Genomic DNA, 23,655 nt, shown 5'->3' with positions numbered 1-23,655 from the left:
TAAATAAAAAGGATTAAAAAATAAAATTTCAAAAACAGATGACCTGCCAACATATGCAACAATCTTAAAGCAACTTAACAAAAAATTCACTTAAAACTAATTTGAAATCAACATTATTTGTCAATAAAATAGCTCCCACCGCGATTTTTTATCACTTTTGATAAATGGACAAATTATGCTAACATTATAAATTATAGATATTTTCTAAATAAAAACAAGGACCTTATGAATAAAACAAAAAATCGAAGCTTTAAGTATTTTATAATACTTTCATGTATATCATTATTTGGGGCTAATAATACAATAAACTACTCCAGCATTGAAATTCCCCTAGAAGACTTAAGTGAAGAATTTAAAAGTGCTAGGAATAAAAGCGATCAAATAAATACATTAAAACATTTAAATAAAAACATAGTTTCTTATAAAGACCCCAAAAAGGGCAAAGATCTAAAATTGCCAGAAAATATAAGAGACAAAAAACTGCCTAAAAAAAGAATGGACGAAAATGATCTAAAATCTGTAATTGAAAATTATGAAAATAAAATTAAAAACATAGAAAATCTTTTAAAAACCAAAAATCAAAAAGCATCAGAAAATGAAAAAATAGAAGCAATCGAAAAAAAAGCAAAAAAATATGAAATTTTAACCAATAAATTAAAAAACGAAATAGTAGAAATAAAAAAGCTCCTTAATAAAAAGACCAGACACAAAGAAGATGAAAATTACGAAAAAATAAATATTGAAGACATTGAAGAAGAAACTGATGATGATTTTGAAGAAAATTATGAATATAATAATGAGATTGAAGAAAAAAATGAGGATAACTACCCTTCTAATGAAGAAATAATAAACAATCTAAAAGAAAATCTTCATGAGAACGAAAAATATTATGCTATTAATGAAAAAAAAATCGACGAACTTGAAGACAGAATCAATGATAATGAAAATACTATTTTAGACTTGCAAAGAGAGTTAAGAAATTTTAAAAAAAAAGATAACTCAGATAAAAACTTGGAAGAAATTGAAGAAAACCTATCTTCAATAGGAAAAATAATAAATGATCTAAAAAGAAAAATTATCGCAAATGAAGCAATAAACAAAGAAAATCAAAAAAAAATAAGAACTGATAAACACAAACTCAAAGAATTAGAAGATAAAATAAAGGAGAATGAAGAGACTATTTTAAAACTTCAAAAAGAATTAAACAATTTTAAAAAAAAAGAAATTTCTCAAAAACCCTTAAACGAAGAAACTTTCATTCCAAGTATTACAAAAAAAAATGATGACTTAGAAGAAAATAAAAAATTAGAAAAGGAATATTTGAAGCCCATAGAAAAAAATGAAAGCCAAGATCTAGAAGAAAATACTAAAAGCACATCAAAAACAACTATGATCAAAACAGCAGATTTTCAAATCTACCCCGACATATATCTTAATAACTACAATTTTAAAGAAAAGGGGGATCAATTTGCATTTAAAAAAGAAAACACATATTATATTGAAATAAATCCAACTAATAATTTAAATGAGGCTTTAAAAAATCATGAAATAATCTCAAAATATAAATTTGAAAAATATTTCATTAACCCTACTCTAAAAAATAAAGAAGAATTTTTTAGAAACTTAATAGAAGTTAAAAATGTCCACGAACTAGGAATTATGTATAAAAGCCTAAAGTCTGAATTTAAGCAAATAAAAATAATTAAATAAAATAAACCCTTTTATATAGCTTAATCTAAGTAGCTTTTTATGTCTTCAAAAGAAATAATTTTTATATTTAAACTCATAGCTTTTTCAAGCTTTGATCCAGCTTTTTCTCCTACAATAAGAAAATCTAAGTTCCTAGTCACACAAGTGTTAAAAATTGCTCCTTTATTTTTTAGCTTGTCAATAACAATAGATCTAGAATAACCATTAAAAGTTCCAGTAATGCAAAACTTTTTACCGACTAATAACTTATTCTCATCATCAATCTTGATAAACTCTTCCATTTTAAATTCCAAATTTTCAAAAAATTTAAACTTATTAAGCATTATTGAATCATTAAAAGCTTCAATAATATTAAAAGCAATTTTTTCTCCTATGCCTTTAATTTTCAACAATGTTGAAAAAGCAAAATATCTATCTTGACAAAGCTTAAAAAGCTTTGAAAATGAATTTAAATCATTAAGAAATAATAACCTTATTGTGTTTTCTCCTAAATCTTTAATTCCCATGCTAAGAAGTAATTTGCTAAATGGCTTTTTTTTGCTAGCTTCAATTGAATTTATTAAATTATTTATCTTTCTATCTTTAAACCCTTTAAATTTAAGAAGTTTATAAAAATCAAATGTATAAAGATCAATTTCTGAAGAAATAAATTTTTTCTCAAAAAGAAAAGAAATTATTTTGTCGGAAAACCCTTCAATATCCATACAATTTTTACTACAAAAATATTTTATTCTCTCAACTGCTACTGAAGGACAATTATTATTTGTACAAAAGAAATGTGACCCCTCTTTTACTACAACCGTTTTGCAAGCCGGACAATTATCAGGAACCTTGAAAAATCCTGTTGAAAATTTATTTATCACCATTTCAACAGCAGGAATTACATCCCCTCTTCTTGAAACTTTAACAACATCACCAACATTCAAACCAATAGATGCTATATAATCTTGATTGTGCAATGTTGCACTAGTAATAAAAGCCCCTGAAACAAAAATTTTATCAATATTAGCAACAGGAGTAATTTTACCACTACGTCCAACCTGAACAACAATACTATTTACCTTGCTAAAACCTGAAAGCGCTTCAAATTTGTAAGCCATTGCCCATTTAGGATGATGCGCAGTATATCCCAATCTTTCCCTTAAAACAAAATCACTAACCTTAAGGACAACACCATCTATTTCATATTCAAAAGAATCTCTTTTTTTTGTTATATCTACTATGTAATTTAAAACTTCTCGAATTGAACTTTTTTGATCAAAAAATCTAATCAAAGGATTAACCTTAAACCCCAATTTCTTAAGTCTTGCAGTAGCTAAATCATTGGTTTTAAACTCCAATCCAGCATTCAAAAAATCATAAATAAAAATATTTAAAGGAAAATTAGCAACCTCTCTGCTATCAACCCTTCTAAGTATTCCCGAAGCCAAATTTCTAGAATTAGTATAAGGCTTTTCTAAAAATTTATTTATTTTTAAAAAATTTTCTTTAGCAATATAAACCTCACCCCTTAATACTAAATCAACTTTTTCATCAAGAAATAAAGGGATATACCTAATGGTTCTAATATTTTTAGTAACATCATTACCAAATTTTCCATTACCTCTAGTAAGAGCTTTTTCAAGAATCCCATCTTTATAATAAAGAACAATAGAACATCCATCTATCTTTGGCTCAACAGAAATATTAAAAGAATTATTAAAATCAATCTTATCTATCCATGATTTTAGCAAATTAAGATCATAAACCTTATCAAGACTTAATATAGGAACAGAATGTTCAACCTCTTTAAAGTTATTTAAAAGATCACTGCCAAATTTAAGAGTAGGAGAATCTAAGGTCTTATATTCGGGGTACTTACTTTCTAGCTCTTGGAGCCTTAAAATATGCTTATCATATACAATATCTTCAACACTAGGCAAAGAATCGACATAATATTCTTTATCCCACTTTCTAATCAACTTCTTCAAGTCTGCAATTTCTTGCTGTACTTCGCTGCTCATAGGGTAAAATTTAACATATTCCTTATTATTTTATCAAACAACCTTAACAAGTAAAAATCGACTTTACTATAAAAGCTATAAAATATCGCCAGAAATACATATTATTTTATTTATGTTCAAATTAAAATAATCTTTAAAGAAAAATATCAATCAAAAAGCCAATATTATAAAAATGTGAATTATATTTAAATTGTCGTTAAAGATATTTTAATATGTTAAAATGGATAAAAGGAGTGCTAGTTTGAAAGAAAGCAAAAAAGCTTTAATAGCTGATGACTCACTTTTTATGAGAAAAAACCTAATAAAAATCCTAAGTCAATTAGGATTTAAAGAATTTTTAGAAGCCGAAGATGGCATTCAAGCTGTTAAAGAATTTGAAAAACAAAATAATATTGATCTAATAACACTCGATATAACAATGATGGGAATGGATGGAATCACGGCTCTTGAGAGAATGTATGAAATTAATAAAAAATTGCTTAAAAAAGTTAATATATTAATGGTTACAGCTATTGGAAAACAAGAATTAATACAAAAAGCTTTATCTCTTGGAGCTAGAGGATACATTACAAAACCTTTTAAAAAAGACCAAATAATAGAACAAATTAAACTTTTGGATTAGAGGAAATTTTGGTAGCAAAAGAAAAAATATACAAACAAACACAAGTAAACACATCAAATCCCCTCTCAATATTGATAATGCTTTATGAGAAAGCAATACAGGATTTAAAAGTTGCAAAAGAGCTTATAAAAGATGGTAATTGGCAAAATGCGGTTAAAGCTAATGAAAAAATCTTTCATGCACAAGAAATCATTACTGAATTAATGTCAACCTTAAATTTTGAACAAGGTGGAAACATCTCTACAAACTTACTCTCAATATACTTATTTCTAAACAAAGAGCTAGAAAATGTTCTTTTAAAAAAAGAAATACACAAAATTGACAATGTTATAAAACAACTGCAAATATTAAACTTTACATGGAAAGAGTTAAGAAAAAAAGAAAATAATGTTACTCAAGGTAAATTAGGAATCAATATTGTCAGCTAATGAAATTTTAAAAAAATATTTTAGCAATTTATTGTTAGAATTAAAAGAATTAAAGCTAATATTAACAATAGAAAGTGATGAATTGCAAAAAGAAGAAATAAGAATATTAAATATAACCAATCCTAAAAAAGATTTAATTTTAGAATCAATCAAAAACTATTATAAAACAATAAATGCATGGTTGAAATCCAAAAACCAAAAATTAGATAATTTCGATTACTTGATTAAAGAAATTAATCTACTAAAAGAAGAAATATATATTAAATATCAAATTTGTTATAAAATCTTACAACAAATTGCAAATGCAAAAAGAAAAATTCCAAAAATTAAAAAACATCAAAACCTTGCATTAAACAATTCACCTATAATGTTAGATATTAAAATATGAAAGAAATTTACCTAATTGACGCACTAAACATAATATTTAGAAATTATCACGTAATGAAAAATTATCCACTTTTAAACACACAAGGAGAAAATGTAAACGCATTTATTGGTTTTTTTAAAACATTATTTTTCATAATAAAAGAAAAAAATCCTGAACATTTGATTATCACCTTTGACTCAGAGGTACCAACTTTTAGAAAACAAAAATATCCAAACTACAAGGCAACAAGAGATTCACCTCCGGATGATTTAATACCTCAAATCGGATGGATAAAAGAAGGTCTTTTAAAGGCAAAAATACCAATCTTTGAGATCGAAGGCTACGAAGCTGACGATCTTTTAGCTAGTTTTGCCAAAAAAGCTGCTAATAATAACTATTTAACTTACATTATTTCCCCTGACAAAGACTTGCTGCAAACAATGTCAGAGCACATAAAAATACTTAAAATTGAAAACAACAGCTTTATTGAAATGAATAATGAATACGTAATAAAAAAATTTGGAGTAAATAGCTTTCAAATAAAAGATTATTTAGCTATTGTTGGAGACAGATCTGATAATATACCCGGAATAAAAGGAATTGGACCAAAAGGAGCAGCAAATTTATTAAGAGAATTTAAAACCTTAAAAGGGATATATTCAAATTTAAAACTAATAAATAAAAAACATCAAGAACTTTTAACCAAAGAAAAAGAAAATGCTTTTTTAAGCTACGAACTTGTAAGTCTTGAAGAAAATTTAAAAATTCCAGAAATTGAAAATTTCGCCTTAAAAAATTTTAGTGAAGAGATAATACCCTTGTTTGAAAAGCACTCAGCAATTGCTCTAATAAAAACTTATAAAAAGGATATCTTAAAACAAGAAAAAGAAAATGCAGACCAAAAAAGCCTATTTAAGCAAGAATCTACTACTAACAGATTAGATGAAATAAATACAATTGACACAGAGAATGTTCAATACCGCTCAATAACAACAAAAATAGAGCTTGACAATTTAATAGAAAGCCTTAAAAAGGCTAAATACATATCAGTAGACACAGAAACATCTTCGCTTGACACCTACACAGCAAAATTAATTGGGATTTCCATTTCATTTAAAGAATTTGAAGGGTACTACATTCCAATAGAAGCCAAAGGAAAAATTTACATAGAAAAAAATTATATAATACAAAAATTTAACAATCTTTTTGAATCAAATCCAAAAATAATTGGTCAAAATTATAAATTTGACTATAAAATACTTAAAAATAATGGATTTAGTCCTATACTACCTTATTTTGATACAATGATTGCAGCATACCTTATTGACACAAACTCAAAAGTATCGCTTGATTTTCTTGCAGAAAAATATTTAATGCATAAAAATATTAAATACGAAGATGTTATACAAAAAAATGATAACTTCGCAAATATATCTTTAAAAATGGCAACAAGTTATTCATCTGAAGATGCTGATATTACATTTAGATTATTTAATATATTTACCAAAAAATTAAAAGAAGATAAACTTGGCAAGTTAATGCACGAAATAGAAATGCCCTTTAACAAGGTAATTATAGAAATGGAAGAAAATGGCATTTACCTTGATAAAGAATATTTAAAAGAATATGGAAAAGAACTTGGAAAAGAATTAGAAATAATCGAAAATGAAATAATAAAAAGCATAGGAATTGATTTTAATCTAAATTCTCCAAAACAAATGCATGAAATTTTATTTGAAAAATTAAATCTAAAATTACCAGAAAAAATGAAAAAAGATTCAACTGATATAAAAGTGCTTGAATCTCTCAGGGGACAGCATGAATCAATTGAAAATTTAATAAAATACAGACAAATTGCAAAATTGAAGAGTACCTACACAGACAATTTGATAGAATTAATAAACCATAAAACAAACAGAGTGCATACAAGCTTCATACAAACAAAAACAGCAACTGGTAGAATAACTAGCATAAATCCTAACTTACAAAACATACCAATAAAAGATGAAAAAGGACGAAAAATAAGAAAAGCATTTAAACCAGAAAATGGAAATATTTTTATTTCAGCTGATTATTCTCAAATTGAGCTTGCCATACTTGCTCATTTATCACAAGATGAAGTCCTTATTAAAGCATTTAAAAACAATAAAGACATTCATTCAGAAACTGCTTCTAAGCTTTTCAAAATAGAGGAAAAAGAAATTACTCCTAACTTGAGAAGAATAGCAAAATCTATTAATTTTGGAATAATTTATAGAATGTCAGATTTTAGACTTGCAAAAGAGCTGGGAATCGCAAAAGAAGAAGCAAAAGGATTTATAAACTCTTATTTTGAATCTTATCCAAAAATCAAAGAGTTTATAATAAATCAAATAAACTTCGTAAGAAATGCTGGATATAGTGAAACCATCTTAAAAAGAAGAAGATATATAAAAGAAATTAATAGCAATAATTATCTAGAAAGATCTGCCGCTGAAAGAATAGCAATAAATAGCATAATTCAGGGTAGTGCCGCTGATATCATGAAAATTGCAATGGTCAAAGTATTTAATGAATTTAAAAGTAAAAAAATGGAATCGAAAATATTACTGCAAGTACACGATGAAATGCTCATCGAATCTCCTATTGAAGAAGAAAATGAAGCAAAGAAAATATTAAAAATTATGATGGAAACTGCTTACACATTAAACCTACCTTTAAGAGCAAATATTGAAACGGGTAAATCGTGGGGAGAAATCCATTAATCATTGGAATAACAGGAAGAATTGCATCTGGCAAAGATACTGCTTCAAAAATAATTAGCAATAAATATGGATTTTACGAAATAAATGTAGACAAGCTTGGACATTCAGTATTAAATGAAAAAAAAGAAGAAATAGTTAAAATATTTGGTAAAAAAATATTAAATACTAAAAATGAAATAGATAAACTCTTTCTAAGAAATCTTGTATTTAATGACAATAAAGAATTAAAAAAGCTTGAAAGCATATCACACCCAATCATACTTAGCAAAACAAAAAAAATCCTAATTCAAAACCAATCTACAAAAATAATAATCAATGCTGCTTTACTTTTTAAAATAAATTTAGAAAAACTTTGCAACTATATAATTGTGCTTAAGGCAAAGAATTCTATAATAAAAAATAGATTATTATATTCTATACCAAGCATTGACTTGAATATAATCAATAAAATACTCAAAATCCAAAAAGATATTTTTTTTAAAAAAAATATTATAAACTTAAGAATAATCAATATAATTAATAACAAGAATTATGCACATCTAGAAAAAGAAATTGAAAAAAAAATGCAGGAGGTAATTAACTATGAAAGATTTGAATGAAAACAATGATAATAATAAAGGATTTTTTGTAGCATTAACCTCGATTGCAACAGTTTGTATCATAATATTTCTTGGAACAATTATTTTCTTTCCAAACAAAAATTTGGCCTCAGACATTGCAGAAAAAAATATTGTTCTAGAAGAAGACAAAGATCAAAAAACCTTAGAAAACGTTGACCAAAATGAAAAATCTTTAAAGGTATCTGAAACTCAAAATGAAATAATCATAGATTTAACACAAGATTTAAATAAAGAAAAAAAAACTACAAACAAAACATCTAATGTTTCTCAGAAATCAAAAACTATTGAAAAGCCTCAACCCACAACTCAAAAAATACTTAATACTTCTCAGAAATCAAAAACTATTGAAAAGCCTCAACCCACAACTCAAAAAATACCTAATACTTCTCAGAAATCAAAAACTATTGAAAAGCCTCAACCCACAACTCAAAAAATACCTAATACTTCTCAGAAATCAAAAACTATTGAAAAGCCTCAACCCACAACTCAAAAAATACCTAATACTTCTCAGAAATCAAAAACTATTGAAAAGCCTCAACCCGTAGCCCAAAAAACTTTGAATATTGATAACATATATGATCCTAATACAGAATATTACATACAATTTGTATCACTCTCAGACCCAATCAATGCTGACAACTATATTCAAAAATTACTCAAATATAATATCATTGCTAAAATATATTCTGCAACAATAGATAATAATGATATTTACAGAGTAAGATCTGGCCCTTATAAAACAAAATCGGAAGCAAAAGCAGACTTTAAAAAAATAGCAGGAATAAGCGAATTTAAAGAAACTTACATATTATCCGTTAACAAATAGACTATAATTATTAATATATTTTTGATATTTTTCTAAATATTCTTCATGAACCTCAATAATAGGCGAAACAACATGCTTAATCTTTGCAAGCTTTAAAAAAGAATCATTTAAGCTGCCAAATTCTCTTAAAGAATAGAATGCTTGAATTGCTCCCCCAATAATCTCTGAATGCTTAAAATCAAAAATCTTTAAATCTTTGCCAAGAATATTTGCTTTTATTTGATTTAAAAGCAAATTGTCAGAATTAGAGCCACTAACAAAAATGCTCAAAATTTCTTTTTTACAGGCTTTTAGCTCTACCAATCTGTTGTAAAAAGCAAAACATACAAATTCAAGCATTGCTAAACCAATCTCTAATGGATTTTTAATACTGCCAAAAATTCCTTTACTTAAATCTTTGCAAAGACAAGGATCTAAAATAAATAAATCATTAAAAAGTTTAATTTTGCTTGGATAAAAGTATACATTATTTAAAGTGGCACTTTTAACAATTTTTTTTAAGAGTAACTCAAAAGTTAAACTTTTTTTATAAAAACTGTCTTTTAATAATTGAATCAAATATCCAAAAGGAACAATTCTGCCAATAATAAAATATCCTTCTAAAAAATAAGGATATTCTAGAGAAAATCCTGGTAAATATGTACTTGAAAGAAAATTAAACCCTTCACTTGTACCCATTCTATTTGACACAATTCCTTCTTGAAAAGCACCGCTCCCCACCAAAACACTCAAATAATCTGATCCCGCATTAATTACACTAATTCCGCTATTTAACCCAAATTCAGCTCCTGCTTTATAGGTTACAACACCAACACTTTCTCCCATTTTTATGAACGGAGGAAATTTGCTCTTGTCAAGTCCATATTTTTTTATCTCTACATCATCCCAAATAAAAGGGATATACTCTATGCTCGGAAAGCTTGTAAAAAGCTTTCCTGTAAGCAAATAAATAAAATACTCAAAACAAGAAACAAAATAGCTTATCTTAGAATATGTTCCTCTTTCAACAGTACTAAGTACATAGGGTAAAAATACAGACTTGCCCTTAAAATCAGGCTTGATTTTAAGGGAATTCCAATGTAACACTTCCAAAGGAATTAAATTTGAATTTAAAGCAATTAAACATGGTGAAATACCACTAACAGAAATGCAATCTATTTTGCTAGACTGAAAATTGGATATGGCTTTTTTAAAAGAAAAAAGCCATATATTGAAGTCAAAATTTTCGAAATCAACATCAAAATAATCCGAATAACTAACATCAATATAGCTTAAAACTCTACCTTCAGAACTAACTAATGCTGCCTTTAAAACACTGGTGCCAATATCAATACTAAGAGCATTCATAAGCTAACTCTTAGTAATCAATTTTTGAATATCATCCTTTCTATCAAGAATTTTTTGTAAACCAACTTTATTATAAATTGCAAATATTGCCTCCGCAAAAAGAGGCGCAACATTAGCTTCATGATACCAAGGCTTATTTATCAACTCATCACTATGGCAAACAGCATTCGTTCCAATTATTTTATAAAAAAACCCCTCTTCATAAGCTTTGTCAAAATATTTAATAGCATCTCCATTAAAAAACGGCAAACTAATCCCACATATAATCTTTTTAGCGCCCATGCTTTTAAGCAATTTCATTGCCTTAATCAAAGTGCCCCCAGTAGCTAACATATCATCACTCATAAAAACATTCTTACCTTCAACATCTCCTAAAAGCTTGGTTACAGAAATATTTGAATCAACAACATCATTTGAAACTCTTGAATAATCTCTCTCCTTATAAAGCAAAGCAAGGGGACTCTTAAGACTTGATGCAAAAAATTTATTTCTACTTACAGCACCTGTATCAGGTGAAACAATAACTAAATTAGAATCTCTAATATCGATTAAATCCTTAAGAGAATTAAAGATTTCATAAGAAACATTTAAATTTTCAAAATAAACTTTTCTAAATACATTCTCAATAGCCTTTGAATGAATATCCAAGGTTAAAATATGTCTAATTCCCAACTCTTCTAAAAATCTTCCAATAAGACTTGCTGTTAAACATTCTCTTGAATGCTTTTTATCTTGCCTTGAATAAGGATAAGACGGAATAATAACACTGACAGAATTGGCTTTAGCCTGCATGCAAGCATCTATTGTTGTCATTAAATTCATTATGTGATCATTAACTGTCATAATTATTTTTTCACTACTGTTTATCTCAACTTCATAAGTATTGGCAACATCTTGAACAATAAAAATATCCTTATTCCTAATTGTTTTTAAAATTTCAGTTTTAAATTCACCATTGGCAAATTTAACAAATTTTACAGGAATTTCTAAAGGCTCTTTGTTGCTTTTAAGAGTAGATAAACTAAGACCTTCCAAAAAAGGAGATAGAACTTTTTCAAGCTTAAAAATTTCTTCCTTTAAAGCTTTAGAATCTTGACATATACTATCTATGATCTCATTTTCAATGTTTATAAATATTCTTTCAAGCTCTTCTATTATTTTACTAGCAAAAACCCTACCCCCAGGACAAGCAATAATTCCTATTGATTTTTTTTTAAGTAAATTCACCCAGCTCCTCGTTCTTTTTTTAAAATCTTAACAATCTTAATTTGATAATTAATAAAACCTATACACACAAAAATAACTAAAAATTTTTAAAGCAAGGTCATTAAACATTTTAGCTTTAATAATAAAAAGAAAAATCCTATTAACAGCAAAAACAAATATTATGCATATTCCTAAAAACAAAATTAACTAAACTATACAATCCCAAATTCAAAGCCTATTCCAAACTTGAAATCAGAAAATTTAGGACTTTTAATATTCCAAGCATAGTAACCTTCAAGAATTAAAAAAGAAAATGAAAGTCTAGCACCAATATCCCAGCCCATTGTTCCCAGTTCTGCCAAAACAGAATCTGCAGAAGAAGTCGCTATATTGATCTTAGGACCCGTGAAAAACGCTAAAGCTAAAACAAAAAAATCTAATTTTGTATAAAATCTTGGTGTTATTCCCATAATAAACGAGAAATTTTCATTTGCGGTTCCATCTGAACGCTTTATTGCTTTAAGGAGATTCATGTCAAACAAAAGCTCAAATCCAATAGAAATAAAATCGTCAAATTTAGCACCAAATTGAGCATAAGTTCCATATCTTATTCCAGCTTTAGCAATATTAGCTAAATCGGAAAAATTTTGAACTATCTCTTCTTTTTCTATTGGGGATAAATCTGAAGGCAAATTTTGCTTAAGATTTGCATTAATCTCTAAAGCTTCGTTGTAAAAGCTTGAAAAGGGACTAGCAGGAAAAGCAACCCCACCACCAAAATTGAATTCAAAATTAGTATCTGTAAAACCATTGGTTACAACAATCCCAGACAAACACAAAATTAAAACTTTAAGCCTAATCATATACAAACTCTCCTACAAAAATTTATGAAAAATAAAACAGGGCTTATATTATATACCTTATTATATAATAATTACCATAAAGTAAAAAGTAAAAAAATTAAAAAATTAGCTCTTAAGTACAGAAGAAACTATTTCTTCTGTACTGCTTGGTATAGGATGATTTAGCTCTTTATATTTTAAGATATATTTTTTTGCATTTTTTTTATCACTTTTTAAATGATAAATGTAAAAAATATTAAATAAAGCCTCTTTATTTGCAGGCGCAAATTCTAAAGTTTTCAAATAATAAATCAAAGCATTATCCAAATCATTTTTCTTAAATAGCAAATATCCCTTAAGATTAATTAACAAAATATTTTCTGGATCTTCTTTTATAATAGAATTAAGCTTCAACTCAGCCTCTACATATTTTTTCAAATTAATGCAAGCTAAAATAAAATTGTAACTTGAATCATCACCAGCATTAATATTAAATTTAATAGATTTTTCATAAAGTAAAACAGAAGTCTCATCATTGCCAAGCTCTTCATTTAATTTAGCAAGCTTATAATATTCACCTGATATGTTTTGATATTCCTTAAAAATAGAACTGCAAGACAATACAAAAATAACAATAAAAAACAATTTATACATAAAAAATTTAATTGAATCCTTAATACTATTTAAGTTATTTAAAGCAACAAAATAAAACTAAATCCAATAATAATCAAAATATAAAACTTCAATTCTATTAAATTTTAAAATTAAATAAACCATATTGATGATTATAAAATAAAATTTATCACTCTAAAAGCTAAGCATAAACATAAATAAGCCCTCTTGCTTTAAAAACAAAAGGGCTTTTAATACTATCTAAAAAATAAATTAAAGCTTTTCCTGGTCATACTTGTTAAATACATTTTCTGTTAAATATTTGCCAACTGATCTTCTGTCCTCAACAAGTTTAGATATTGCACTAAAATGCCTTGGTTCAATCTTAAAATACTTATAAGCTCTTCCATCCTTAAAAAATACAGAAAGCTCAGACACAGAAGAATCGTACCCTACCTGTGATATTTTGCTCAATTCATTAGATATTGTTAAAGTTTCCAACTCAAATTCCTCCAAATAATTATCTTAGGAGTATAATAATAAAGTAAGAGTTAATTCACTAAATAAAAAATTTTAATCAATAAAATCAAAATCTACTAAATGATATATTCCCTAAGATAAGAATATACATTAATACAAATTTAATCAAGCAAACTGACAAACATCAACTGACAAACATCATATAAAATAGTTTAAACTTCCAAATATTTAGCAATATAAAACGATATAAGATAGATTTTTAAAAAAAAATTTTGTAAAATTACTAAGATAGTTAATCTTCTACTCACATATCATCAGGAGGGACAAAGTCTAATGGACTACAACAAATTACGAAACATAGGTATTAGCGCGCACATCGACTCAGGAAAAACTACCCTTACAGAACGCATTCTTTTTTATTGCAATAAAATTCATGCAATTCACGAAGTAAAAGGCAAAGATGGAGTTGGCGCAACAATGGACTCAATGGAACTTGAAAGAGAAAGAGGAATCACAATAGCATCAGCCGCAACTCACGTTGAATGGAAAGATTTTCCAATAAATATTATTGATACACCCGGACACGTAGATTTTACAATTGAAGTTGAAAGATCTCTTAGAGTGCTTGACGGAGCAATATTAGTTCTTGATTCTGTTGCAGGAGTTCAATCCCAATCAATAACTGTTGATCGACAACTTAAAAGATATAGTGTGCCGCGACTTGCATTTGTAAACAAGTGCGATAAAACCGGAGCAAATCCCTACAATGTAAAAGATCAACTAAGATCAAAGCTTGACTTAAACTCCGTTTTAATGCAAATCCCAATTGGATTAGAAGACAAACATATTGGGGTAATAGACCTTATATTAATGAAAGCCTACTATTTTGAGGGAAAAGATGGAACAGAAATAATAGAAAAAGAAATACCCTTAGATCTCCTAGAAGAAGCAAAAAGCAAACGGGGAATAATGCTTGATGCTCTTTCCGACTTTAATGATGAACTTATGGAATTGCACATGGAAGGAAAAGATATACCTATTGAGATAATATACAATGCGACTAGAACAGGAACATTGGCTTTAAAATTATGCCCTGTATTTATGGGATCTGCTTATAAAAACAAAGGAGTGCAATTGCTCTTAGATGCTGTAACCAAATTTTTACCATCCCCTCATGATATAAAAAACACCGCTCTTGACCTCAATAATAATGAAAAAGAAATCGATCTTAAAATTGACAACGAACTCCCAACTGTTGCTCTTGCATTTAAACTTGAAGACGGTCAATACGGACAATTAACCTATGTCAGAATCTATCAAGGAATTTTAAAAAAAGGACAAGAACTTATCAACTCAAGAACTTCTAAAAAATTCAAAGTGGGAAGACTTATCAGAATGCACGCCAATAATACAGAAGATATTGAATTTGGAGGAAGTGGCGACATTGTTGCTTTATTTGGAATAGAATGTGCATCAGGAGATACATTTTGTGATCCATCGATTAGCTATTCAATGACATCAATGTTTATTCCAGATCCAGTGATTTCTCTTTCTGTAAAACCGAAAGACAAAAAATCTGCTGACAATATGGCTAAAGCCCTTGGAAGATTTACAAAAGAAGATCCAACATTTAAAACTTATGTTGACATTGAATCAAACGAAACAATAATTCAAGGCATGGGAGAACTACACTTAGAAGTTTACATTGAAAGAATGAAAAGAGAGTTCAAAGCAGAAGTCGAAACCGGAATGCCGCAAGTAGCCTATAGAGAAACAATTACAAGAAAAGCTGAATTCAACTATACTCACAAAAAGCAATCTGGAGGAGCCGGTCAGTTTGGACGAGTTGCAGGGTTTATGGAACCTCTTAATAAAGAAGGAGAGACATACGAATTTGTTAATCTAATAAAAGGAGGAGTAATCCCAACCGAATACATTCCATCATGTGACAAAGGCTTCCAAAAAGCAATGGAAAGGGGAACGTTAATTGGCTTTCCAATAGTTGACATAAAAATCACAATCAATGATGGCCAATATCACATTGTTGACTCATCTGATATTGCATTCCAATTAGCAGCAATTGGTGCTTTTAGAGAGGCCTATGAAAAAGCAAAGCCTACAATCCTTGAACCAATAATGAAAGTTACTCTTGAAGGACCTACCGAATTTCAAGGTAATATGTTTGGACTTTTAAACCAAAGAAGAGGAATAATAACAGGTTCGCTAGAAGATGGAAGTTTTTCAAAAGTTGAGGCTGAGGTGCCCTTAAGCGAAATGTTTGGATTTTCAACAGTCCTTAGATCCTCTACCCAAGGAAAAGCAGAATTCTCAATGGAATTTTTAAAGTATGGAAAAGTTCCAAGCGCTATATTTGATGAACTTCGCAAAAAATTTAACGATCAAAACAAATCTTAATAAAATAATAAGGAGGCTTTATTATGATCGATTTAACACAAGAAAAACAAGAAATACTAATAAAAAACAAGTTTTTAGCCAAAGTTTTCGGGCTTATGTCAATTGGACTTTTAATATCAGCAATGTTTGCATATGCAACCTCAGAAAATCAAACAATCAAAGCAATAATATTCTCAAATTCAATGTCATTTATGGCTATAATACTTATACAATTTGGGCTTGTATATGCAATAAGTGGTGCTCTTAATAAAATATCAAGCAATACTGCAATAGCTCTTTTCTTGCTCTACTCAGCACTAACAGGAGTAACATTATCTTCTATATTTATGATTTATACACAAGGATCAATAGTATTCACATTCGGAATTACTGCTGGAACATTTCTTGGAATGTCTGTTTATGGATACACTACAACAACAGATCTAACAAAAATGGGAAGCTATCTGATAATGGGCCTATGGGGAATCATTATTGCATCTCTTGTTAATATGTTTTTTAGAAGCTCAGGTCTTAATTTCCTTATATCTATTTTAGGCGTAATCATATTTACAGGCCTAACAGCTTATGACGTTCAAAATATTTCTAAAATGGATAAAATGCTACAAGACAACACTGAAATAAAAAACAGAATGGCAGTTGTAGCCTCACTTAAACTTTATTTGGATTTTATAAATTTATTCTTATATCTTTTAAGATTTTTGGGCCAAAGAAGAAACGACTAAAATAATAAAAAATTCATAAAAAATTCAATCAAAAATGAATGCTTTAAAATTAAAGCATTCATTTTTAGAGGTTTCAATGAGCATAGATAGCTTAGAATTCGAAGAAAGCAATACTCAAAATGTAATAAAAAAAAATTTTGAATTTGAAGGATATATTGAAAGCAATAAGCCAATAATAATAGAAGGAAAGCTAAAAGGCTTAATAAACTCATCAAACTCAATCTATCTAAGGGAAAAAGCTGATGTTGAAGCTGAAATAAAATGCCAACATTTGCTAAATCATGGCAAAATAAAAGGAAATATTGAAGCTTTAAAAACAATTAAAATCTATAAAACAGGTAAATTAATAGGGAATATTAAAACCAAAGAACTTTTTATTGACTCTGGAGCAATATTTAAAGGGAATTGCGAAATGAAGGATTTAGAAGAATGAAATTTTTTTATCTATTACAAATAACTTTAATTCTACTATCCAATTCAATCTTATTATTCGGACAATCACAGGCTATAGAAAAAGAAGACTCTCTTCTTCTATATAAAGAAGGAAAATTTAAAGAAGCTATTTTAAACACGTCAGAAGAAATTCGGCTAAATCCTAGCAACTTAGATGCCAGGGCAATATTGATATGGAGCTTAATAGCCATAGGAGAATACAAGAAAGCTGAAAAAGAAGCAATTATAGGACTTGGTATTAAAAAATATGACATAAGAATTATTCAAGCACTAGGAGAAGCTTATTTTTTTCAAAAAAATTATGAAAATGCATTAAAATACTTTCAAGAATACATTAGCCTTGATTCTAAAGGAGCAAGAATAATAAAAGTTTACAATTTGATCGCAGATTCTTTCTATGAGCTAAAAAGATATAATGAAGCAGATTTTGCATACGAACATGCATTACGATTTTCTCCTAATAACCAAAATCTATTAATAAAATTAGCAAGATCAAGAATAAATGCAAAAAATAAAATCTTAGCAGAAGAAGCACTAATCAAACTTCTTACAATCTCTCCTAATAATCTAGAAGCAAAAAATTTACTAGAAGAATTAAAAAAAAGCAACAGCAAACCTTGACATTCAATTTATAAAAATTTATTCTTATTGTTAGCAAATTAATAAACTGGGCTGCTAGCTCAAGTGGTAGAGCATCGGACTCTTAATCCGCTGGTTACAGGTTCAAGTCCTGTGCAGCTCAAATTGTTAAATACATTTTTGGTATAAATTATCAACTTTATGCCAATTTAACTTGACATTATTGGAAAATAAATATATTATTACTTTTAATGGTCATAAAGTGACTTTTGGGCTCATAGCTCAGGTGGTAGAGCAGCGCCCTTTTAAGGCGTTTGTCGTAGGTTCGAGTCCTACTGAGCTCACTTTTGTCCTCTTCGTCTATCGGTTAGGACTCCAGGTTTTCATCCTGGCAAGAGGGGTTCGATTCCCCTAGAGGATGTCTTGCTAATAAAAATCGGCTTAACATTCTTGCTTTCTATCAAACCCAAAAAACAAGAATGTTTTTCAAGTAAAATAAGCTATTCAGGTATTAATAATATCTCTGCTCTTTCGTCAAGATTAATTTTCTTAAAAAACTCATTTATTAAATCTTTGTTTAAGCTTGTCTCTACAAACTTAACACCAAAATTATTTTTAAATACCCCATACCAGGATAATGACGCCAATATATTTGAAATCCAATAACTATTCTTCTCTGAATTTATTTTTGTATTTTTGATATAATTTTTCTTAACATAAGAAAAATCTTTATCATTAAAATCTATTTTTTGCCTTTCGATCATATAGCGATTAATAGAATTTAAAACATTATCTAGCTCCTTAGGCTCAGTAGTAAAAAAAATAGACAAAATACCATCGGAATCTACATTTTTCCTTAAATTAGAGTCAAAAGAGGCTTGAATTGCATAAACACTAGACATTTTTTCTCTAATATTTTTTATAAGACCATCCGTTAAAAGATCTGCTAAAGCATTTAAATTTAATGAGGTCTCTGCTAAATACTCAAATTTAAAAGGATAAACTACATAAGCAAAGCTAGTTGAATTTTTTCCCTTCCTTACAACTATTTTATTAAAATTTTTACTGTAAGAATAATCTAAATCTTTATACTCGCTTATTTCTTTAAAGCTAAGATTCCCTAAATATTTCTTTGAATACGCCTTTATTGTCTGAATATCTGAGTCTCCAGCAAAGACAAACTTAAAATTATTTGCATAAGTAAACCTTTTCTTATAAAAAGACAAAATATTTTCTTTTGTAAAATATTGTAAATCACTATCTTTTGCATCTTCAAACCTAGGATCATTATTGTTTAAAAATTTACTAATAGCTTTTTTAAAATGATAATTAGAACTATTTTCATTGCTTTTTATTAATGCTTTTATATTATTAATAGCATTTTGCAAAAAAACATCATCTATCTTGGGCTCCTTAAAAGTAAAATATATAAGCTGAAAAAGAGTTTCAAGATCTTTTTTATCTGAACTTCCAGAAATATATGATTCTTGAGCTCCAACACTAACACTTAAAGAAATAGCCTTATCTGATAAATATTTTTCAATCTGTAATGCAGAATAATCTCCGTAACCTGAACCAGATACTACTCCAGGCGCAAAAGACAAAACAGGAATAAGCCTTAAATCCTCATTAATTAAACCTCCCCAAGAAGCTGCACTAAAATCAATTACTCCCTTTTTTTGATCATTATATTTAAAATAAACTTCAACTCCATTTTCAAGAACAAATGATGAAATTTCATTTTCAAACTTATTTTCTCTAATAATATCTTTATCATCTAAAGACTTATTAAAAAATTTACCTTCAATTGAAGAATTCTCATAAGACTTTAACTCTCTTTTTAAAGCTGTCTTTTGAAGATTGTCAATATCTTTAAAAGCTAAAACAGGATGTGATCCTCCACGGTAAGAATAAAAAATTGCACAATTTTTAACATCAAACTCTCTTTCTACAAGATTGTTTATTGTCTTTAAATCAATTTTTTCCAAATATTGAACAGAAAGATCGCAATATTCATTCATATCAAATTTATTAGAACCATCAATAGCAATTTCTATCAAATCTTGAAAAATAGCCCATGAATTTGTTTTATTTATATTTTTTTTCCTTAATTCTAAAGATTTGAAAAATTGAGATTTAACTTTTTCAAACTCACCCTGGGTAAATCCAAATTTTCTTATTCTCTCAAGCTCATAAAAAAAGTCTTCTATTCCTTCATTTAAATAATCTGGATCAAAGCTTAAAGAAATAGATCTTGCAACAATAGTATTGTTATCTGATTTAAATGAAAAAAAATCTTTATTTGAAACATTTTTAAAATGCTTTACCCCAGCAATCTTTAATTCAGAAAATCTATTTTCAAAAAGAGTGACCAACAAAGACCTTTTAATAGCATTTGAAAGGTCATCCTTAGTCTTTACAAAGTTAATAATTTCCTTTTTAAAGAACATTAAACTAGGATCCCCTACTTCCAAATCTTCTAAAAGTAAAAACTTATCTTTAAGCTCCACATCTAAACTTACTTCTACCTTTTTAATTTTATCGACCGGACTTTTCCAGGAAATAAATTGTTTTTTTATTTTCTCTTCAATTTCTTTAGGATCAATATCTCCTACCACAATAACGCTTGCAAGTTCTGGCCTATACCACTTTCGATAAAATTTTTTAAAATCCTCTGGTTGAAAAGACAAAATCTGTTCTTCAAGCCCAATAGGATTTCTAAATTCATAAAGACTTCCACTTGTCAAAAACTTATACATTTTTTCATAAATCCTTCTAGGATAAGTCTCGCCAAGCTTTTTTTCTTCAATAATAATATTTCGCTCCAAATCTATTTCTTCTTTCATAAAACTTATTTGAGAAGCCCAGTTCCTCAAAATATTTATAGATTCATCAATTTCATCTTTATTATTACCGTCTGACAAATCAAGCCTATAATAAGTGAAATCGAAACTAGTAGCAGCATTAATGTCAGCACCAAATTGCATTCCAAATTTTTTAAGGACATCAACAATAGAATTTCTTGGATAATCTTTTGTACCATTGAAAGCCATATGTTCAAGATAATGCGCTATTCCCCTCTCATTATCTTCTTCATTAAGAGAGCCTACATTAAAGACAATCCCCATATTAACGGCATTCTTTGGAGTTTGATTTTTATAAATATAATATTTTAGCCCATTAACAAGCTTCCCCTTTACCAAACTTTGATCTAACTTCAACTCATTAGAAACACAGGAAAACAAAAAAAATAGAAAAACACTTGTAAATTTAAAATAATTTTTAATTCTTTGATAATTCATTTGCACTCCCTCTTATTGAATTTATTTTTTCAGAATAAATTTTATTCAATGATTTTAAAATAGATGAAAATCCAAAATCATTCCAATCTTTTAAGCTCTTTAACTTAGAAACTGGAAATAGTTCATAAAATAAAAACAATAACTCTTCTTTGCTTAATTTTGGAATATCATTTAAGTAAACGTTTTTATTAAAATCTTCAAGATAAATAAAAGGATTTGAACGCTTATCTAGAAGAAATTTATTTAAATTAGGCATTAAAATACTTTTATTATAAATTTCAATAGTAGTATATTCACTTGGAACATCACCATAAAAATCGTTATTCAAAAAAGAATCTAAAATAATAAATTTATTTTCCTTAACACCTACGCTTCTACCATCTAAAGTCTTTAAAAGCCCATCCCTACTAATATGAACCAAAGCATTTAAATCCTTTGTGGCTTTAAAGATAAGCCTAGCATTGTTATATGCCTTAGATTGTCTTAAATGCTTAGTATTACTATCTACTGCTAATTCTTTGTCATTTTTTATTAATAAATTTATATTTTTTTCTTTTAACACCTTATAAGCTAATTCAATATACTCTAAAGCACAACTATTTTCCAAAACAAGTTGCTCTCTCTTTAGCAAATTAATAAGAAATATCAATTCTTCCCTTTCAAGACTACGGTAAAAATCAAAATCATTCAAATCAATGCCAAAACTAAAATTAACACTAAATATTAAATAAAAAATTGCAATGTTTTTTTTCAATCTAGCTTCCTCCCTTTAGCTAACTACATAGGCTAACTCTAAAAAAACAGGACAATGATCACTTCCCATTACTTTGTCTAAAATTAGAGATTTTTTAACATTTCTCTTAAAAAATTCATTAACAATAAAATAATCAATTCTCCAACCCATATTCCTCTCCCTAGCTCTTGCTCTATAGCTCCACCAAGTATAACAACCAGGCTCCTTGTTGAATATCCTAAATGTATCCACATATCCTTTGTTTAAAAAGCTATCTAGCCAAGTCGTTTCTTCAATATAATATCCGGGAGAGTCTCTATTAGAATCAGGACTTACAAGGTCAATCTCAGTATGAGCAATATTAAAATCACCACAAATTACTACATTTTTTCCACCACCCACAAGAGAATCTATAAGATTCTCAACATAAGATAAAAAATCAAGTTTATAAACAAGTCTTTTTCTTAAAGCTTGAGAATTAGGAAAATAACCATTAATTAACACAAAATCATCATAGTATGCTACAAGACCTCTACCTTCATTGTCAAAAATTTCTTTTCCAAGTAAATTTACAGCAATAGGCTTAACTTTAGAGTAAATACAAACGCCACTATAGCCTTTAATCTTTGACTTTGAAAAATAAGAATAATAATTTTCAAGAATTAAATCCTTTGGCAACTGTTCTCTTAAAGCTTTAGTTTCTTGAACACACAAAATATCTGGAGTATATTCTTTTATAAACTCAAGAAAACCTTTCTTTAAAACAGCTCTAATTCCATTTACATTCCATGAAATTAATTTCATAAATCCTCTTTAAATTTAAATCAAATATAAATCTTCAATCCATCATAAGCTAAATAGATATTGTCTTTTTCCAAATAATCAAATTCTTCATGCATTATATCGTGTGCAATATGCGTAAAGTAAGAAACCTTGGGATTGATTTTTTTAATCTCACGAATAGCTTCTGAAAAATTTAGATGGGTCGGATGGGGCTTAATCCTCATAGCATCTATTATAAGTAGATCTAAATTTTCTAAATAATCATAGGACGCTTCAGGAATAGATTTAACATCAGTAAGATACGCTAAATTGCCCACCCTATAGCCTAAGCTAACTATCTCTCCATGAATTAAAGGAATTGGTACTATCTTTAGACCTTTAAAAAAAATAGGCTCAAAATCTTTAACCACATTAGGAATAATGTCTGCTTTTCCACTTAAAGAAGGTTTGGATGAAAAATTGTGTGGAAAAGCATTCATTATGTGAACCATAGTAGTATCTCTAGCATAAATATTTAAAGGAGTAGCTCGTGTATAAAACTTTATATCATCAAAACCCATAATATGATCATAATGTTCATGTGTGTAAAGCACTAAATCAAACCTATCTATATTCTCTCTTAAAAGTTGTTGTCTAATATCAGGCCCTGTATCAATCAACAATTTAATACCAGAAGATAACTTAAGGAAAAAAGAACTTCTCAATCTTTTATTTTTGCTAAAACTTGAAGTACAGACTCTACAGCTACAATTTAACATAGGAACACCACTTGAAGCACCAGTTCCTAAAAAGGTTCCGACCATATTTACTACCTTTTGCCTGTAAACATAATCTATTTTAACACAACATTTTATATTAAAC

General features: G+C 27.9%; 21 protein-coding genes and 2 tRNA genes. 13 read left to right on the top strand and 10 right to left on the bottom strand.

Annotated elements, in window-relative coordinates; all coding sequences use genetic code 11:
• Window positions 1-225: 225 nt before the first annotated feature.
• On the top strand, window positions 226-1,710 hold the full coding sequence (locus Bmayo_RS02770; protein ID WP_075552217.1) for a coiled-coil domain-containing protein: 1,485 nt from the start codon (window positions 226-228) through the stop codon (window positions 1,708-1,710).
• 20 nt (window positions 1,711-1,730) lie between these two features.
• Here the strand turns inward: Bmayo_RS02770 and ligA are convergent, their stop codons facing one another.
• Window positions 1,731-3,713, bottom strand: a complete 1,983-nt coding sequence (gene ligA / locus Bmayo_RS02765; protein WP_075552216.1) for an NAD-dependent DNA ligase LigA — start codon at window positions 3,711-3,713, stop codon at window positions 1,731-1,733.
• Between the two features lie 241 nt (window positions 3,714-3,954).
• On the opposite strand from ligA, the gene Bmayo_RS02760 reads away from it, so the two are divergent.
• The 6 genes from Bmayo_RS02760 to Bmayo_RS02735 are packed head-to-tail and all read left to right on the top strand — an operon-like array spanning window position 3,955 to window position 9,320.
• Window positions 3,955-4,335, top strand: coding sequence for a response regulator (locus tag Bmayo_RS02760; RefSeq protein ID WP_075552215.1), 381 nt, complete (start codon window positions 3,955-3,957; stop codon window positions 4,333-4,335).
• Window positions 4,336-4,343: 8 nt separating this feature from the next.
• The gene (fliS, locus tag Bmayo_RS02755) at window positions 4,344-4,763 is read left to right on the top strand and encodes a flagellar export chaperone FliS (protein WP_075552214.1); all 420 of its coding nucleotides are present in this window, start codon (window positions 4,344-4,346) and stop codon (window positions 4,761-4,763) included.
• Window positions 4,753-5,151: a hypothetical protein gene (locus Bmayo_RS02750; RefSeq protein ID WP_075552213.1), complete on the top strand. Its 399-nt coding sequence runs from the start codon at window positions 4,753-4,755 to the stop codon at window positions 5,149-5,151. The genes fliS and Bmayo_RS02750 overlap by 11 nt, the downstream gene beginning before the upstream one ends.
• Window positions 5,148-7,874: a DNA polymerase I gene (gene polA / locus Bmayo_RS02745; RefSeq protein ID WP_075552212.1), complete on the top strand. Its 2,727-nt coding sequence runs from the start codon at window positions 5,148-5,150 to the stop codon at window positions 7,872-7,874. The genes Bmayo_RS02750 and polA overlap by 4 nt, the downstream gene beginning before the upstream one ends.
• Window positions 7,856-8,473, top strand: a complete 618-nt coding sequence (gene coaE / locus Bmayo_RS02740; protein ID WP_075552211.1) for a dephospho-CoA kinase — start codon at window positions 7,856-7,858, stop codon at window positions 8,471-8,473. The genes polA and coaE overlap by 19 nt, the downstream gene beginning before the upstream one ends.
• Window positions 8,457-9,320 carry an SPOR domain-containing protein gene (locus tag Bmayo_RS02735; RefSeq protein WP_075552210.1) on the top strand — a complete coding sequence of 288 codons (864 nt, stop codon included), beginning with the start codon at window positions 8,457-8,459 and terminating at the stop codon, window positions 9,318-9,320. The genes coaE and Bmayo_RS02735 overlap by 17 nt, the downstream gene beginning before the upstream one ends.
• On the opposite strand, the gene Bmayo_RS02730 is transcribed toward Bmayo_RS02735, so the two are convergent.
• The 5 genes from Bmayo_RS02730 to Bmayo_RS02710 all read right to left on the bottom strand — a co-directional run bounded on the left by Bmayo_RS02730 (window position 9,303) and on the right by Bmayo_RS02710 (window position 13,828).
• Complete coding sequence (locus Bmayo_RS02730) at window positions 9,303-10,667, bottom strand: FGGY-family carbohydrate kinase (protein WP_075552209.1); 1,365 nt, start codon at window positions 10,665-10,667, stop codon at window positions 9,303-9,305. The genes Bmayo_RS02735 and Bmayo_RS02730 overlap by 18 nt on opposite strands.
• Window positions 10,668-10,670: 3 nt before the next feature.
• Window positions 10,671-11,894 carry a ribose-phosphate diphosphokinase gene (prs, locus tag Bmayo_RS02725; RefSeq protein ID WP_075552208.1) on the bottom strand — a complete coding sequence of 408 codons (1,224 nt, stop codon included), beginning with the start codon at window positions 11,892-11,894 and terminating at the stop codon, window positions 10,671-10,673.
• A gap of 191 nt (window positions 11,895-12,085) precedes the next feature.
• Complete coding sequence (locus tag Bmayo_RS02720) at window positions 12,086-12,736, bottom strand: hypothetical protein (RefSeq protein ID WP_075552207.1); 651 nt, start codon at window positions 12,734-12,736, stop codon at window positions 12,086-12,088.
• Window positions 12,737-12,841: 105 nt separating this feature from the next.
• The gene (locus Bmayo_RS02715; RefSeq protein ID WP_075552206.1) at window positions 12,842-13,369 is read right to left on the bottom strand and encodes a tetratricopeptide repeat protein; all 528 of its coding nucleotides are present in this window, start codon (window positions 13,367-13,369) and stop codon (window positions 12,842-12,844) included.
• 231 nt (window positions 13,370-13,600) lie between these two features.
• A complete protein-coding gene (locus Bmayo_RS02710; RefSeq protein ID WP_014023757.1) occupies window positions 13,601-13,828 on the bottom strand; it encodes a KTSC domain-containing protein in 228 nt (75 codons plus the stop codon).
• Between the two features lie 312 nt (window positions 13,829-14,140).
• Here Bmayo_RS02710 and fusA point away from each other — a divergent pair, with 312 nt between their 5' ends.
• From fusA to Bmayo_RS02680, 6 genes are all read left to right on the top strand, one after another.
• Complete coding sequence (gene fusA, locus Bmayo_RS02705; RefSeq protein ID WP_075552205.1) at window positions 14,141-16,222, top strand: elongation factor G; 2,082 nt, start codon at window positions 14,141-14,143, stop codon at window positions 16,220-16,222.
• Between the two features lie 23 nt (window positions 16,223-16,245).
• Window positions 16,246-16,944: a Bax inhibitor-1/YccA family protein gene (locus Bmayo_RS02700; RefSeq protein WP_075552204.1), complete on the top strand. Its 699-nt coding sequence runs from the start codon at window positions 16,246-16,248 to the stop codon at window positions 16,942-16,944.
• 34 nt (window positions 16,945-16,978) lie between these two features.
• Window positions 16,979-17,377 carry a bactofilin family protein gene (locus Bmayo_RS02695; RefSeq protein ID WP_145924588.1) on the top strand — a complete coding sequence of 133 codons (399 nt, stop codon included), beginning with the start codon at window positions 16,979-16,981 and terminating at the stop codon, window positions 17,375-17,377.
• A complete protein-coding gene (locus Bmayo_RS02690) occupies window positions 17,374-18,018 on the top strand; it encodes a tetratricopeptide repeat protein (RefSeq protein WP_075552202.1) in 645 nt (214 codons plus the stop codon). Before Bmayo_RS02695 ends, Bmayo_RS02690 begins: the two co-directional genes overlap by 4 nt.
• A 48-nt stretch (window positions 18,019-18,066) precedes the next feature.
• Window positions 18,067-18,139, top strand: a tRNA-Lys gene (locus Bmayo_RS02685).
• Between the two features lie 108 nt (window positions 18,140-18,247).
• Window positions 18,248-18,320, top strand: a tRNA-Lys gene (locus tag Bmayo_RS02680).
• Between the two features lie 156 nt (window positions 18,321-18,476).
• Here Bmayo_RS02680 and Bmayo_RS02675 read toward each other — a convergent pair.
• The 4 genes from Bmayo_RS02675 to Bmayo_RS02660 are packed head-to-tail and all read right to left on the bottom strand — an operon-like array spanning window position 18,477 to window position 23,597.
• Entirely contained in the window at window positions 18,477-21,278 is a 2,802-nt protein-coding gene (locus Bmayo_RS02675; protein ID WP_075552201.1) for a M16 family metallopeptidase, read from the bottom strand.
• Complete coding sequence (locus tag Bmayo_RS02670; protein ID WP_075552200.1) at window positions 21,259-22,032, bottom strand: hypothetical protein; 774 nt, start codon at window positions 22,030-22,032, stop codon at window positions 21,259-21,261. Before Bmayo_RS02670 ends, Bmayo_RS02675 begins: the two co-directional genes overlap by 20 nt.
• Window positions 22,033-22,047: 15 nt before the next feature.
• Window positions 22,048-22,815, bottom strand: a complete 768-nt coding sequence (gene xth, locus Bmayo_RS02665; RefSeq protein WP_075552199.1) for an exodeoxyribonuclease III — start codon at window positions 22,813-22,815, stop codon at window positions 22,048-22,050.
• A 20-nt stretch (window positions 22,816-22,835) separates the two neighbouring features.
• Window positions 22,836-23,597: an MBL fold metallo-hydrolase gene (locus tag Bmayo_RS02660; protein WP_075552498.1), complete on the bottom strand. Its 762-nt coding sequence runs from the start codon at window positions 23,595-23,597 to the stop codon at window positions 22,836-22,838.
• Between the last annotated feature and the right edge of the window lie 58 nt (window positions 23,598-23,655).

Origin of the sequence: Borreliella mayonii (assembly GCF_001945665.1) — a bacterium.
Taxonomy (GTDB): domain Bacteria; phylum Spirochaetota; class Spirochaetia; order Borreliales; family Borreliaceae; genus Borreliella; species Borreliella mayonii.
This window is presented reverse-complemented; position numbering and strand designations above follow the sequence as displayed.